Origin of the sequence: Bradyrhizobium sp. AUGA SZCCT0105, assembly GCF_018129565.1 — a bacterium.
Lineage (GTDB): Bacteria > Pseudomonadota > Alphaproteobacteria > Rhizobiales > Xanthobacteraceae > Bradyrhizobium.
In genome coordinates, this window is sequence record NZ_JAFCMK010000008.1 from 236122 (window position 1) to 250532 (window position 14411).

Below are 14411 nucleotides of genomic sequence, written 5' to 3' on the forward strand. Positions count from 1 at the left end.
TTGCAGTGACTTTCGTGTGCGCGCAACATCTGAAGCGAATGCCCCGGCTCGACCGCAAGGAGTCTGACCGGACGGGATAGTGCGCCTGCGCGCCAGGCATGAGCCGCCCCCAAGCCCTTCCGATCATGCGGGAGGGCTTTTTGATTTTCGATTTGATTGCACCGGGGTCGGCATCACCAGACGCGAAAGACCCTAACCCATGAGCAAAATTCTCATCACCAGCGCCCTTCCTTATGTGAACGGCGTCAAGCATCTCGGCAATCTGATCGGCTCGCTGCTGCCCGCCGACGTCCACGCCCGCTTCCGCAGGCAGACCGGTAACGACGTGCTCTTCATCTGCGCGACCGACGAGCACGGCACGCCGGCCGAACTCGGCGCCATCGAGGCCGGACAAGATATCCGGGCGTTCTGCGATGCGCAGCACATCGTCCAAGCCGACATCTACCGGCGCTTCGGTCTGTCCTTCGATCATTTCGGCCGCACCAGCGCGCCGCACAATCATGCGCTGACGCAGCATTTCTATCGCCGGCTCGATGCAGCCGGGCTGATCGAGGCGCGCAGCTCACAGCAAGTGTGGTCGCCGGCCGACCGACGCTTCCTGCCCGACCGCTACGTGCTCGGCACCTGCCCGCATTGCGGCGATGGATCGGCGCGTGGCGATCAATGCGACCATTGCGGCACGCTGCTCGACCCGCCGGACCTCATCGATCCGCGCTCGGCGCTATCGGGCGACTGCGCGCTCGAGATCCGCGACAGTCGTCATCTGTTCCTGCGCCAGTCCCAGCTGGTCGACAGCATCGGTGCATGGATCGACAGCCGCACCGGCTGGCCGCCCTTCGTGGTGTCGACCGCGAGGAGCTGGCTCAATGCCGAGCTGCGCGACCGCTGCATCACGCGCGACCTCGCCTGGGGCATCGCCGTGCCGCGCGAGGGTTTTGACGGCAAGGTGTTCTACGTCTGGTTCGATGCGCCGATCGGCTACATCGCGGCGACGCAGGAATGGGCCGCCGCTGCGCCCGGCCGCGACTGGCGAGAATGGTGGTGGCAGGCCGACGACGTCAGCTACATCCAGTTTCTCGGCAAGGACAACATCCCGTTCCACACCGTGAGTTTTCCGGCAACGCTGATCGGCTCCGGCGAGCCGTGGAAAACCGCCGATGTCATCAAGGGATTCCACTGGCTGAATTACGAGGGCGGCAAGTTCTCGACCAGCCGCAAGCGCGGCGTCTTCACCGACGCGGCGCTGGAGGAATTGCCGGCCGATCTCTGGCGCTGGTGGCTGATCGCCAACGCGCCCGAAAGCGCCGACACCGATTTTGCCGTCGCGAGATTTGTTGCCGATGTGAACAAGGATCTCGCCGATATCTTCGGCAATCTTGCCAACCGCATCATCAGCTTTGCGCACCGCGCCTTCGACGGCCGAACCCCGGACGGTGGTGTACCCGGTGAGGCCGAGCGGCAACTCGCGCTTGATCTGGAGCAGCGCATCGCAGCACTGCACCGCCATCACACGGCGCTGGAGTTTCGTGCGGCCGCAGCTGCGACCCGCGCGATCTGGGACACCGCGAACGCTTACCTGCAGCACGCAGCACCATGGACGGCAATCAAGTCCGATCCGGCACGCGCGGCGGTCATCACCCGCACGGGCCTGAATCTCGTCGCGCTCTGCGCCACGCTGGCGTGGAGCATCGTGCCTGATCTCGCGGCGCGCGTGCTTGGCGCGCTCGGTCGCGACGATGTGATCCCGTCCTGGCCCAATGGCCCACTCATCCCGCTACTGGATCAAGGCGCCGGTACGCCGGTCGCAAGGCTCGGCCCGCTGGTCGAGAAAATCAGCCCCGAAAAAGCCGACCATCTGACGAGGCGGTTCGGGACTTAATGGCGTTTCGCTTCGTTGCAAAAGGCGGTATGCCACAAGCCAATCCTCTTCACTGACCAGGGACGAACCATGCCAAACCTGCCCGCGCAAATGACCGTCGTTGCCATCAGCAAGCCAGGTGGCCCGGAGGTGCTGGTGCCGGAGACCCGCGCGCTGCCGGTGCCGGGTCCCGGCGAAATCCTGGTCAAGGTCGCGGCCGCCGGCGTCAATCGCCCTGACGTCGCGCAGCGCTCCGGCTCCTATCCGCCGCCGCCCGGCGCGAGCGACCTGCCCGGCCTCGAGATCGCAGGCGAAGTGGTCGCACTCGGCGATGGCGCCAAGCACGAGATCGGCGACAAGGTGATGTCGCTCGTCGCCGGCGGCGGCTACGCGCAATATTGCATCGCGCAGGACGCGCAGGCGATGACCGTGCCGTCGCAGCTCACGATGCAGGAAGCCGGCGCTATTCCGGAAACGCTGATGACCGTCTGGCACAACGTGTTCGAGCGCGGCGCGCTCAAAGCCGGCGAGACGCTGCTGATTCACGGCGGCTCGTCGGGCATCGGCACGATGGCGATCCAGCTTGCCAAGGCGTTCGGCGCCAAGGTGATCGTCACCGTCGGCTCGCAGGACAAGGCCGACGCCTGTCTCAAGCTCGGCGCCGATTACGCGGTCAACTACAAGACCGAGGATTTCGTCGAGGCGGTGAAGAAGGCCACCGGCGGCAACGGCGCCAATGTCATCCTCGACATGGTGGGCGGCGACTATATCGACCGGAACTATGACGCCGCCGCCGTCGAGGGCCGCATCGTCCAGATCGCGTTCCTGTCGGGAGCACCGAAGGCCACCGCCAATTTCGCCAAGCTGATGGTCAAGCGGCTGCACCACACCGGCTCGACCCTGCGCCCCCGTAGTAATGCGGACAAGGCGGCGATGGTCGCGGCGATCGAGGCAAAGGTGCTGCCGCTGCTGCGCGAAGGACGCGTCAAACCGCTGATGGACAGCACATTCCCGCTGGAAAAGGCCGCCGATGCGCATCGCCGCATGGAGACCAGCGAACATATTGGCAAAATTGTGTTGGTGGTTTAACTCTCGCAGCGGAAGCAGGGGCGGAAACCCTTTGATTCCCTTCGCTTTCGTGTCATTTATCGCGCCACCTCTGGGCCGGTCGCCGGGCCCGGGTAGTTTGTCGATCGCGGAGTACTGACATTGCGTCTGATCAGGTGCCTTGCGCTGCTGGCGCTGGGCCTCATGATGTTTGCCGCTGCGCCCGACGCGTATGCGATCGACGCGGTCAGCGTGCGCAGCGATGCGCCGGCGATCGACCTTACCGCGGTTCTCGACCATCAGCGCAGCGAAACCGACCGCATCCAGGTTTCCACTGCACCTGGAACCGACGGCATCGTGCGCCGCATCGAAGTTCGCGCCCGCGAAGGCGGCCAGAACTGGGTGGTGTTCGCGCTCGCCAACAACACCGACGACCAGCTCGACCGCCTGATCGTCGCGCCGCACTATCGCATCGTGTCATCAGGCCTGTTGTGGCCCGACCTTGGCCTGTCGCGCATCGCCACCATCACGCCGTCGGTCGGCGATCGTCCGGAGCGGCAGGAGAGCCCGACCGCCGACGTGTTCCGCATCACGCTCGATCCCGGCGCTGTCGTCACCTATGTCGCGGAACTGCGCACCGACAAGCTGCCGCAGCTCTATCTGTGGGAACCCGACGCCTACAAGGATAAGGTCAACTCGTTCACGCTGTACCAGGGCATCGTGATCGGCATCTCGGGCCTGCTTGCGCTCGTGCTCACGATCTTGTTTGTGGTCAAGGGCAGCATCATGTTCCCCGCCGCCGCCGCGCTGGCCTGGGCGGTGCTGGTCTATATCGGCGTCGACTTCGGCTTCTGGGGCAAGGTGCTCGACATGTCGAACAACGCCGAGCGCGTCTGGCGCGCGGCGGGCGAGGCAATCCTCGCCGCGACGTTGCTGGTGTTCCTGTTCGCCTATCTGAATTTGAGTCGCTGGCATGTGCGCTACTCGCACATCACGATCGGCTGGCTCGTCTTCCTCGGCTCGCTGGTGGCGCTGGCGCTGTTCGATCCCGCGGTCGCCTCCGGCATCGCGCGGATGTCGCTGGTCATGATCGCCTTCGCCGGCTTCGCGCTGATCGTCTACCTCTCCACCCACGGCTTCGACCGCGCGGTACTGCTGATCCCGACCTGGTTCCTGCTGGTGGTCTGGGTGGTCGCGGCCGGCATGACGGTCGCGGGTTCCGTCACCAACGACATCGTCGGCCCGGCGCTGCTCGGCGGCCTCGTGCTGATCGTCATGCTGATCGGCTTCACCGTCATGCAGCACGCCTTCGCCGGCGGCGGCGCCACCACCGGCGTCGTCTCCGATGTAGAGCGCCGCGCCTTGGCGCTGACCGGCTCCGGCGATCTGATCTGGGACTGGGACGTGTCCGCCGACAAGGTGTTCACCAGCCCCGAGACCGAGGCGCTGCTCGGCCTGAAGCGCGGCACGCTGGAAGGCCCGGCGGCGAAATGGCTCGAAGTGTTGCACCCGCTCGACCAGGACCGTTTCCGCGCCGCGCTCGACAGCGTGCTCGACCAGCGCCGCGGCCGCCTGGTGCAGGATTTCCGGCTGCGTACGCCCGACGGCCACTTCATGTGGTTCGCGCTGAAGGCGCGGCCCGTGGTCGGCTCCGACGGCGAGGTCTCGCGCGTGGTCGGCACCCTCACCGACGTCACCGAGTTCAAGAACTCCGAAGAGCGGATGCTGCATGACTCGGTGCACGACAACCTGACCGGGCTGCCGAACCGACGGCTGTTCATGGACCGCCTCGGCGCGGTGGCGAACCTCGCCAAGACGATGCCGAACCTGCGGCCGACCTTGATGGTGATCGACCTCGACCGCTTCAAGCAAGTCAACGACTCCGTCGGCATCGCGGTCGGCGATTCCATCCTGCTGACGCTGGCGCGCCGTCTGACCCGCATCCTCAAGCCGCAGGACACGCTGGCGCGCATGGCCGGCGACCAGTTCGGCCTGATCCTGCTGTCCGAGCAGGACCCGGCGCGGATCACCAATTTCGCCGAGACCATCCGCAAGACCATCCGCGCCCCGATCGCGTTCAACGACCGCGAGATCTTCCTGACCGCCTCGATCGGCCTTGCGCTGTCCGATCCGGCGGCGCCGCTGACCGACGAGATCATCAAGGACGCCGAGCTTGCGATGTATCATTCGAAGCGGATCGGCGGCGACCGCATCGATGTCTACAAGCCGGCGATGCGGGCGCGGAAGACCGACCGCCTGACCTTGGAGAGCGACCTGCGCCGCGCCATCGAGCGCCAGGAGCTCACGATCCTGTACCAGCCGATCGTGCGGCTGGAGGATCGCGCGATCGCCGGCTTCGAGGCGCTGGTGCGCTGGGACCATCCGAAGCTCGGCCGGATGTCGCCGTCGGAGTTCATCAACGTCGCCGAGGAGACCGGCCTGATCGTCGATCTCGGCATGTTCGTGATGGACCAGACCGCGCGTCAGCTCGCGGTGTGGCAGCGCGCGATGCGCGCCCGCGAGCCGATCTTCGCGTCGGTCAACGTGTCGTCGCGGCAATTGCTGCGCCACGATTTGATCCACGATATCCGCACCGTGCTGTCGCGCTCCTCGGTGGCGCGCGGCACGCTGAAGCTGGAGCTGACGGAATCGCTGGTCATGGAGAATCCGGAGCACGCCGCCCAGATGCTGGCGCGGATCCGCGAGCTCGGCACCGGGCTGTCGCTCGACGATTTCGGCACCGGACACTCCTCGCTGTCTTATCTGCAGCGCTTCCCGTTCGACACCATCAAGATCGACCAGTCCTTCGTCCGCACCACCAGCCGCGGCACCCGCCCGGTGATCCTGAAATCGATCATCGCGCTGGCACACGATCTCGGCATGGAAGTGGTCGCCGAAGGCGCCGAGACGGATTCGGACGCCGTCGAGCTCTACCAGCTCGGCTGCGAATACGCGCAGGGCTTTGCCTTCGGCGAGCCGATGGACGCCGACGCCGCCACGCGCCTCCTCACCGAGGAACGGCTGGAAGCCGCGAGCTAAAGCGCGACGAGAGCGCTTTAGCCGTTTGTTTTGCGCATGATCTATTCGGAAAACCGCTTCGCACTTTTCCGGACCATGCGCTAGCGCGGCTTGGGCATGCGCTTGAACCTGACGCTCTTGCCGTCGGCCTGGCGGGTGGCGATGTAGCCGGCGTCGAGGCAGGCTTCGCGCTGCGGCATCTTCTCCTGCGGGCTGCGCAGGGTTTCCCACCACGACGCCCGGTGCGCGGCGCGCGGCAGCGCGGCATCGATGATCGCCTCGATCTCGTCGAAAGTCAGCACGAATTCGGGCAAATGCTGCTTCTTCAGATAGTCGCGCAGCGCGTCGTAGTCGTTCACAACATCCTCAATGACAATAAACCAGGGTCCGGCAACCACCCGTTAACCCATTCGGCGACCGCTGTCGCCATTTAAGGCGACAACAAGATTTTCCGTTGCATGACGGCACTTTGGAGCGGGACATGCCATTTCGACGGGGAAACGACGCAAGGCGGCGCTGGCGGCTATCGGCAAAGCTGCTGATCGCAGCGTCGATTGCGACCGTCCTCGGCTTTTCCGCGATCTGCGCCGGCGTGATGTTCGACATGCGCCGCGGCGAGGAGCAGCTGGCCCGCCGGACCCTGGAGAATCTGGCGTCAGGCATCGAGGCCGACATCAGCCGCAACATCGAGCTCTACGACCTGTCGCTGCGCGCGGTCGCCAGCAATCTGGAAATGCCGGAGATCCGCGGCGTCAGCAAGGAACTGCGCCAGCTGATCCTGTTCGATCATGCCGCGACCGCAAAGCATTTCGGCGCGATCCAGGTGTTCGACACCAAGGGCAATCTGACCATCGACGCGGCGAGCCTCGATCCGCGGCCGGAGAACCGCAGCGACGAGGAGTATTTCACGATCCAGCGCGACCATCCCGACACCGGGCTGTATGTCAGCCGGCCGATGCTGCATCGCGGCGCCTACGCCATCGTGCTGAGCCGGCGCATCACCGGTGAGGACGGCCGCTTTCTCGGCGTCGTGGTCGGCTCGATCCGCTTCAGCTACTTCCACGATCTGTTCGGGCGGCTGAACCTCACGCCGGGCGACACCATCACGGTGCTGCGCAACGACCGCACCATCATCATGCGGACACCGTTCGATCTCGACGTGATCGGCAAGAACCTCGCCGAGCAGCTGGACTGGCGATCCGAGAACCTGAAGGTGGGCGGCGCGTTCTCGGGTAAGGGCCCGGTCGACGACACGCCGCGGCTCTATGTCAGGCGCAGCAGCAGCGGGCCGCTTTACGTGGTGGTCGGCAAGCCGCTCGAAGCCGTCTTCAATCTATGGCGCACCGAGGCGATCCGGATCGGCGCGATCATGGCCTTTCTGGTGCTGTTCGTGCTCAGCGCGACGCTGGTGCTCGCCCGCGAGATCGTCCGCCGCGCCGACGCCGAGGACAAGCTCGAGGAGTTGGCGACCACCGACGCGCTCACCGGCCTGAAGAACCGGCGCAAGTTCGATGCCGAGATCGACCGCGAATGGCGTCGTGCCGGCCGCTACGGCCAGCCGGTCGCACTGCTGATGATCGATGCCGATCATTTCAAGGCCTACAACGACACCTATGGGCATCAGGCCGGCGACCAGGTGCTGGTGGGAATTGCGATCTGCATTTCGGATGCGGTGCGCCGCGCCGGCGATTGCCCGGCGCGCTTCGGCGGCGAGGAATTCGCCGTGCTGCTGCCCAACATGACCGCGCTCGAGGCCTTCAACCTGGCCGAGACCATCCGCGGCAAGGTCCAGCAATGGTGCGAGGGTGAGCTGATCACGACGGTGAGCATCGGCGCCGCCAGCATGCGGCCGCTCGCAGGCCAGCAATGGTCCGACCTGATCGAAGCCGCCGACAAGGCGCTCTACGCCGCCAAGGCCAACGGCCGCAACCAGTCGGTGCTCGCCACCGTGCCGAAGATCGCGCTGGTGGCGTGAGTTCGGCTTCTTATGTCAAAGAGCATATTCGGTGTCATCACCCGCGCATGCGGGTGATCCAGTATTCCAGAGGCGCCGGCGCTTGAGCCGAGAAGCCGCGGCGTACTGGATCGCCCGGTCAAGCCGGGCGACGACGCGTGTTGGTGGGGACGCAGTTCTGTATTCTCGCGACATGGCTCGTCGCGGAATGCTGACCGAAACGCCGCGCCGCGCTGACGCCAGTTCAGCCGCGGTGCTTCTTCTTTGGCTTCTTGCCGAACTTCGGCTTCGCAGCCGACACGTCTGGCCAGTGTCCGGCCTGGCCGGGCTTGTTCCGATTCTTCTTTTTCTTGCCGAACCCCGGCTCGCTGTCGAATTTCGGCTTCGCGCCCTTTCCGTCCCGATTGGATCGGAACGGGGCTCCGGATTCTTGTCTTGGCGCGTAGTCTTCGCGCGAACGGCCCGCGACTTCGCTCGAAAACGCTCGCGCCTCGCGGTCCGGCTTGCCGCGTCGTTTTGCTGCCGCGTCGTCACGCGGCTCGTCGCGGCGCGGCGTGCTGTGGCCGCCGTCATCCTTGTCGCGCCAAGCATCGTGCCTGGGCTTGCGCGCCGGTTTGTCCGAGGGTGCCTGCCGCTGCGGAGCATCCGCCAGCGGCTCGATGCGGATGGTGTCTTCCTTGTCCGGACGCTTGATCTTGACGGCGAAGGACTCCGCGACCCGCGCGGCGATCTCGAACTCGGTGGTCGTATCCGAGATCTTGATGGCGCCGATGTCGTGCTTGTCGATGCCGCCGCGACGACAGATCATCGGCAACAGCCAGCGGGCCTCGGCATTCTTCCTGCGTCCGATCGAGGCGCGGAACCAGACGGTAGCCTCCTCCATGCCGTGACGCGGGGAGGCCTTGCCGGTCTTCGATCGCGGCCCGGCGGGACGATCCTCGCGGCGCGAGGTGCGCTCGCCGCGGCGATCGTCGCGGTCGCGGCTCCGGCCCTCGCCGGGATCGAGAATGTCTTCGGGCGCAGGCAGCCGCGCGCGATAAAACCGGGCAAGCGCCGCGGCAATCGCCTCGGGCGACCGTTCGGCAAGCAAGGCTTGCGCGAGCACCTGATCGTCGGAGCTCATCTCCTCGGAGAACACCGCATCCTGCAGCAGGCGGTCATGGTCGAGCTTGCGGATCTCGTCCGCCTGTGGCGCAGAACCCCAGACCACATCGATGCCGGCCAGACCCAGCAGCAATTCGGCGCGCCGCCGCCGTGCCGGCGGCACCAGCAGGATGCTGACACCCTTGCGGCCGGCGCGGCCGGTGCGGCCCGAGCGATGCTGCATGACCTCCGGGTCTTTCGGCAGATCGGCATGAATGACGAGGTCGAGGCTCGGCAGGTCGATGCCGCGCGCCGCCACGTCGGTCGCGACACAAACCCTGGAGCGTCCGTCGCGCAACGCCTGCAGCGCCTGGGTGCGCTCGTTCTGGGTCATTTCGCCTGACAGCGAGGCCACGGAGAACCCGCGCTCCAGCAGCGCCGCCTGCAAATGCCTGACGGCTTCTCGCGTGTTGCAAAACACCAGCGCGCTCGGCGCCTCATGGAAGCGCAGCACGTTGACGACCGCGTGCTCGACATCGTCGGCGGCCACCCGGATGGCGCGGTACTCGATATCGGCGTGGCCGCCCTCGTCGCCCGCGACCTCGATCCGGAACGCCTGTTGCTGATACTGCTTGGCCAGCGCGACGATGCCGCGCGGAAACGTCGCCGAGAACAGCAGGGTTCGGCGCGTGTCCGGCGTGGTCTCGAGGATGAATTCCATGTCCTCGCGGAAGCCGAGATTGAGCATCTCATCGGCCTCGTCGAGAACGACGACCCGCAATCCCGAAATGTCGAGACGGCCCCGCCGCAAATGGTCGCACAACCGGCCGGGCGTGCCGACCACGATGTGGGCGCCTGCGGCAAGCTCGCGCTGCTCGCGGCGCGGGTCCATGCCGCCGACGCAGGAGACGACGCGACCGTCCGCATGCTCATAGAGCCAGGCGAGCTCGCGCTGAACCTGCAAGGCTAGCTCGCGGGTCGGCGCGACGATCAGCGCCAGCGGCGCGGCCGCCGGCTCGAACCGCTCGGCGCCGTCGAGGAGGTCCTTTGCCATGGCCAATCCGTAGGCAACGGTCTTGCCCGACCCGGTTTGGGCCGAAACGAGAAGATCACGGTCGACGGCGTCGTCCGCGAGCACGGCGAGCTGGACAGGGGTCGGCTGTTCGTAGTTGCGCTCAGCCAAGGCGCGGGCGAGCGGCGAACTTGTGGTCGGGAAGGGCACTGGATGGAAAACCTTGATTGGTCCGGGTGCAGAACGTCGAGCAGGACGACCTGAGGCTGCGTACCCGGCAGGCGGCACAGCCGCATGACGATTTGGGCTGCTTTACGCCAAGAACAACCAAACCGCCATGCCCCCAAGGCCCCCCAAGCCGGAAAAGGTGCCGGATCAGGCCGGCTGTCCGAGCGGGGCCTGGCTGCCGGCGATCCTGTCCACCAACCCGGACAACCGCGATGGCGGCCGGCTGGCTGCGGCAATCAGGCCGCCCGCCCCGCGCAACGCGCCCAGCACGAGTTCGCAGGCCAAAAGGCGATCGCGCTGATACGGGCCGGGCATGCGGAACGCGCCGGTCTGCGCCGCCGAGAAGCCGAAGCGGTCATAATAGGCTGCATCGCCGACCAGGATGACAGCGCGGTGGCCGAGCCGCTGCGCCCGCTGCAAGGCCTGCCGCATCAGCGCGGCGCCGATGCCGAGGCATCGCGCCTCCTCCGCCACCGCGAGCGGGCCGAGCAGCAGGCAGGCGTGACCGGTGCCGGTCACGATCGGCCACAGCCGCAATGTGCCGACCAGGTGGCTGCCACGGCGCGCGACAAACGCGAGGCCGCGCGCAGGCTTGCGGCCCTCGCGCAGCCGCTCCGAGGTCTTGGCCAAGCGGCCAGGACCGAATGCAGCGTCGAGCAGACCCTCTCGCGCCGCCACGTCCGAACGGCGTTCCTGACGGATCGCAACCGGTTTGTCGTTCGGAGAACCGAATGAGGGCATCACGCGACCCTCGCCAGATAGATGAAGACCTCGTCGAGGTCGCGGCACTTGAAGCGCTCGGCGAGCTCGCCCGGACGCCCCATCGCGACGACGCGGCCGCGGCTCATGATCACGACGAAGTCGCAGAGCTGCTCGACCTCGGTCATGTTGTGCGAGGACAGCAGGATGGTGGCGCCGCGGCGCTTTTGATAGGCGCGCAGCCGGCTGCGCACCCACTCGGCACGGTCAGGGTCGAGCGATGCGGTCGGCTCGTCGAGCAGCAGCACGTCCGGGTCGTTGATCAGCGCCTTCGCGACGGCGACGCGGGTCTTCTGCCCGGCCGAGAGCCGCCCGGTGACGCGGTCGAGCACGTCGCCGAGCTCGAAATCCTCGATCAGTTCCTCGATCCGCGCCTTGAGATTGGCGACACCATAGAGCCGTCCGAACACCGTCAGGTTCTGCCGCACGGTGAGTCGCCCCGGCAATGCGACATAGGGGCTTTCGAAATTCATCCGGCTGAGCACCTTGTGACGCTCGGTCGCCATGTCGTGGCCGAGCACCATGGCGCGGCCGAAGCTTGGCACCACCAGGCCCATGATCATGGCGATGGTGGTGGTCTTGCCGGCGCCGTTGCCGCCGAGCAGGCCGACGGTCCAGCCCCTCGGCACGTTGAAGTTCACGTCGTCGACGGCCCAATGGGTGCGGTACTTCTTGCAGAGGTCCTCGACCGCGATGGCCGGCGCCTCATCGATACCGAGGCTGACAGGCGCATTGTCCTGCGCGGGGGCGGCGTCTGGCGACACCGGTGTCAGATGTCTGCGGGGCAAAAAGCGTTCGATGCGGCTCATGGATGTCTCCCCTTACTCGCCCATGGTGAGCAGGCCGCCCTTGTGGCGGGCGCTCTGCAACAGGGCAACGAATGTGGCAAAGCCCAAGCCGAGATAGACGGCATTGAGCGCGAGGCCTTCGATCATCAGGTCGGTGCGGAAGGTGCCGTCGAGCAGCACGGCGCGCATACCCTCGAACACATAGGTCGGCGTCAGCGACCAGGCGACCGGATGCAGCCAGGCCGGCAGCGCCTCGACCGGGTAGTAGACGCAGCACAGCGGCAGCAGCACGATCATGATCGAGTAGGCGAGGCTTTCGGCGCCGAGGCCCTGGCGGATCACGAGGCCGGCGACGACGAGTCCGATCGCCCAGCTGGTCAGCACCAGGTTGAGGAAGAACGCGATCAACCCCGGCCCCATCGCATAAACGTTGAAGCCGAACAGCAGCAGCGTCAGCAATGTCACCGGCAGTGTGCCGATCACGAGGCGGATCAGGCTCATCAGCATCAGCGAGGCCGCAAGCTCGAACGGCTGTAGCGGGCTCATCATCAGGTTGGCGAGATTGCGCGACCAGATCTCCTCCAGGAAGGTGAAGGTGAAGCCGAGCTGGCCGCGAAACAGCACGTCCCAGAGCAGGACGGCGCCGAGCAGCAGGCCGGCGGTCGAGGCCATCGCCGACTTGCTCTGATAGAGGTAGGTGTAGAGGAAACCCCACACCAGCATCTGCATCGCCGGCCAGTAGATGATCTCGAGCAGCCGCAGCCATGACGAGCGCAGGATGTAGTAATAGCGCGCCGTCATGGCGGCGATGCGGTTCAGTGACTGTGTCATGGCATCCATCCGTGTGGCCGGCATTAGTCGATCTCGCGGCGGATCGGGCGGCGCTTGCCGACCTTGGGCGGAAACGCCAGCAGCGCGTTGGCCTGCACCCGGACCGGATGCTCGAGGCAGGCTGCGAGCAGATCCTCGAGATGCGCGACCGAGCCGTGCAGCCGTGACATCGGCGTATCCTGGCCGAGCACGACGCGCGCCTCGACGAGGTCGACGCCGCGTTGCACGATCTCGAACTGCGCCAGATGCAGATTGCAGTCGAACATCCAGCGATAGGTCGCATCCAGAATGCTGCCCGCCGGGACCTTGCGGCCGTCGCGGTTGACGAAGGCGTCGTTGAGCCGGCCGTCGATGCTCGCGATCTGCGACCAGTTGATATCAGACGGCGCAGGGTTGGCCGGCTGGGTGATGTAGTCGCCCTGCACGTAGCGGATGAACGGCATCGCCTCGTTGAGCAAATTGGTGATCACGGCGATGCCGGACTGGCCGGCAGCCTGCGGCGCCATCGTGACGGGGTCGAGCACGTCGAGATGCACGGTGTCCTCGCAGACGTGATACTGGCCGTCGGGCATCTCGAGCGCGATCCGCGTTGCCTCCTCGGAGGAATATTCGTCGAGCACGGGCACGCCGAGCTGGCGCGACCATTCCGCGCGCGCAGTGCGCGAGGAATATTCCGAATGCGTCACCGCGAGATTGAGCGAGGAACGGAACTCGTCGACATGCGGCATCAGCGCGTCGAGGCTCGACGGATAGAGCGAGAGGATCTTCGGCCCGAGATAGCGCAGATGCTGGGCGACGCGCGCCGGCGGGATCAGGTTCGAGATGAAGGCGGTCGGATAGTCGCCGCCGATCGAATCGAACCACCACGGCACGGTGTAGACATGGGCGAGCAGATCCTCGGCGCGGTAATTGCCGCCGCTCTGCATCGCGAACTGGCGGACGCCCTGGATGGTGTCAGTGATGACGGCGTCATAATCGACGCGGATCAGCAACGTCTGGCCGGACGAGCCCGATGAGCGCGTCGGAAACAGGTTTTCCGGCTTGTACTTCTTGTTGACGCACTGCTCCGGGAAGGCCGCGACCAGCTCGGGCTTGGTGATAACAGGGATCTTCTGGATGTCGTCATAGTCACGCAGATGCTCCGGCTTGAAGCCGGCCGCATCATACTTGGCGCGGTAGACCGGAATGTCGCGGTAGGCGAGCTCGACCAGCTCCTTGATGCGGGCGAACTGCCGCGCGCGGATTTCGGACACCGGCAGATAGGGATGCCGCATGCATTCGCCGAGATAGTTCGCGGTGGCCGCGACCAGCTCGGGTGCTGCCTCGTTGGAGGGCTGAAAATCCGGGCGGGTGTGCTCGGTCTCCCAGAACTGGCGCTGCGGCGCGCCGGCCGCATCGGCGGGAACGAGGGACGCAGCGGCTTGATCATGCTCCGGCACCAGAGCAACGCCGTCATCGGAAACGCTGATCGCAAGGGAGGACGTCATTTTCAGCTCCATGATTGACGGGAGGACCGCCCGTTCATGGCGCTATCAATGGCTCGCGGCGCGCGTGGCCGCCGTGACGCGCGTCACACGCGGTCGCCCCCCGCGCGCAGGCCGAGACGTAGGGCGGGTTAGCGAAGCGTAACCCGCCGCAACTCTATGCGATGGAGCAGTGGCGGGTTACGGCTTCGCCTAACCCGCCCTACAGACCCGATTGCTTCAGTCGTCTACTTGCCCCACGTCGCCTTCCTGACTCGCCCCTTGCCGCCGCATTTCTTGCAGGGCTCGGGATAAATCTTCCGTCCCGGCTCGCCCGGCTGCTTCACCTCTGGAAAGCCGGTCCCGTTGC

General features: G+C 66.1%; 10 protein-coding genes. 4 read left to right on the top strand and 6 right to left on the bottom strand.

Features of this window, described 5'->3' with window-relative positions:
• Window positions 1–199: 199 nt before the first annotated feature.
• The 3 genes from metG to JQ573_RS32125 all read left to right on the top strand — a co-directional run bounded on the left by metG (window position 200) and on the right by JQ573_RS32125 (window position 5944).
• Window positions 200–1879, top strand: coding sequence for a methionine--tRNA ligase (gene metG, locus JQ573_RS32115; RefSeq protein WP_212318354.1), 1680 nt, complete (start codon window positions 200–202; stop codon window positions 1877–1879).
• Window positions 1880–1948: 69 nt separating this feature from the next.
• Window positions 1949–2947: an NAD(P)H-quinone oxidoreductase gene (locus JQ573_RS32120; RefSeq protein WP_212318356.1), complete on the top strand. Its 999-nt coding sequence runs from the start codon at window positions 1949–1951 to the stop codon at window positions 2945–2947.
• 120 nt (window positions 2948–3067) lie between these two features.
• A complete protein-coding gene (locus JQ573_RS32125) occupies window positions 3068–5944 on the top strand; it encodes an EAL domain-containing protein (RefSeq protein WP_171947977.1) in 2877 nt (958 codons plus the stop codon).
• Between the two features lie 80 nt (window positions 5945–6024).
• On the opposite strand, the gene JQ573_RS32130 is transcribed toward JQ573_RS32125, so the two are convergent.
• Window positions 6025–6282: a hypothetical protein gene (locus JQ573_RS32130; RefSeq protein WP_212318358.1), complete on the bottom strand. Its 258-nt coding sequence runs from the start codon at window positions 6280–6282 to the stop codon at window positions 6025–6027.
• A 122-nt stretch (window positions 6283–6404) separates the two neighbouring features.
• Here JQ573_RS32130 and JQ573_RS32135 point away from each other — a divergent pair, with 122 nt between their 5' ends.
• Entirely contained in the window at window positions 6405–7898 is a 1494-nt protein-coding gene (locus tag JQ573_RS32135) for a sensor domain-containing diguanylate cyclase (RefSeq protein WP_212318360.1), read from the top strand.
• Window positions 7899–8121: 223 nt separating this feature from the next.
• On the opposite strand, the gene JQ573_RS32140 is transcribed toward JQ573_RS32135, so the two are convergent.
• From JQ573_RS32140 to JQ573_RS32160, 5 genes are all read right to left on the bottom strand, one after another.
• A complete protein-coding gene (locus JQ573_RS32140) occupies window positions 8122–10182 on the bottom strand; it encodes a DEAD/DEAH box helicase (RefSeq protein WP_212318362.1) in 2061 nt (686 codons plus the stop codon).
• A 165-nt stretch (window positions 10183–10347) separates the two neighbouring features.
• Entirely contained in the window at window positions 10348–10941 is a 594-nt protein-coding gene (locus JQ573_RS32145) for a GNAT family N-acetyltransferase (RefSeq protein WP_212318364.1), read from the bottom strand.
• Window positions 10941–11768: an ABC transporter ATP-binding protein gene (locus JQ573_RS32150; protein WP_212318367.1), complete on the bottom strand. Its 828-nt coding sequence runs from the start codon at window positions 11766–11768 to the stop codon at window positions 10941–10943. The genes JQ573_RS32145 and JQ573_RS32150 overlap by 1 nt, the downstream gene beginning before the upstream one ends.
• 12 nt (window positions 11769–11780) lie before the next feature.
• Window positions 11781–12578, bottom strand: a complete 798-nt coding sequence (locus tag JQ573_RS32155) for an ABC transporter permease (RefSeq protein ID WP_229168658.1) — start codon at window positions 12576–12578, stop codon at window positions 11781–11783.
• Window positions 12579–12601: 23 nt separating this feature from the next.
• The gene (locus JQ573_RS32160) at window positions 12602–14065 is read right to left on the bottom strand and encodes a phenylacetate--CoA ligase family protein (protein ID WP_212318369.1); all 1464 of its coding nucleotides are present in this window, start codon (window positions 14063–14065) and stop codon (window positions 12602–12604) included.
• Window positions 14066–14411 lie beyond the last annotated feature (346 nt).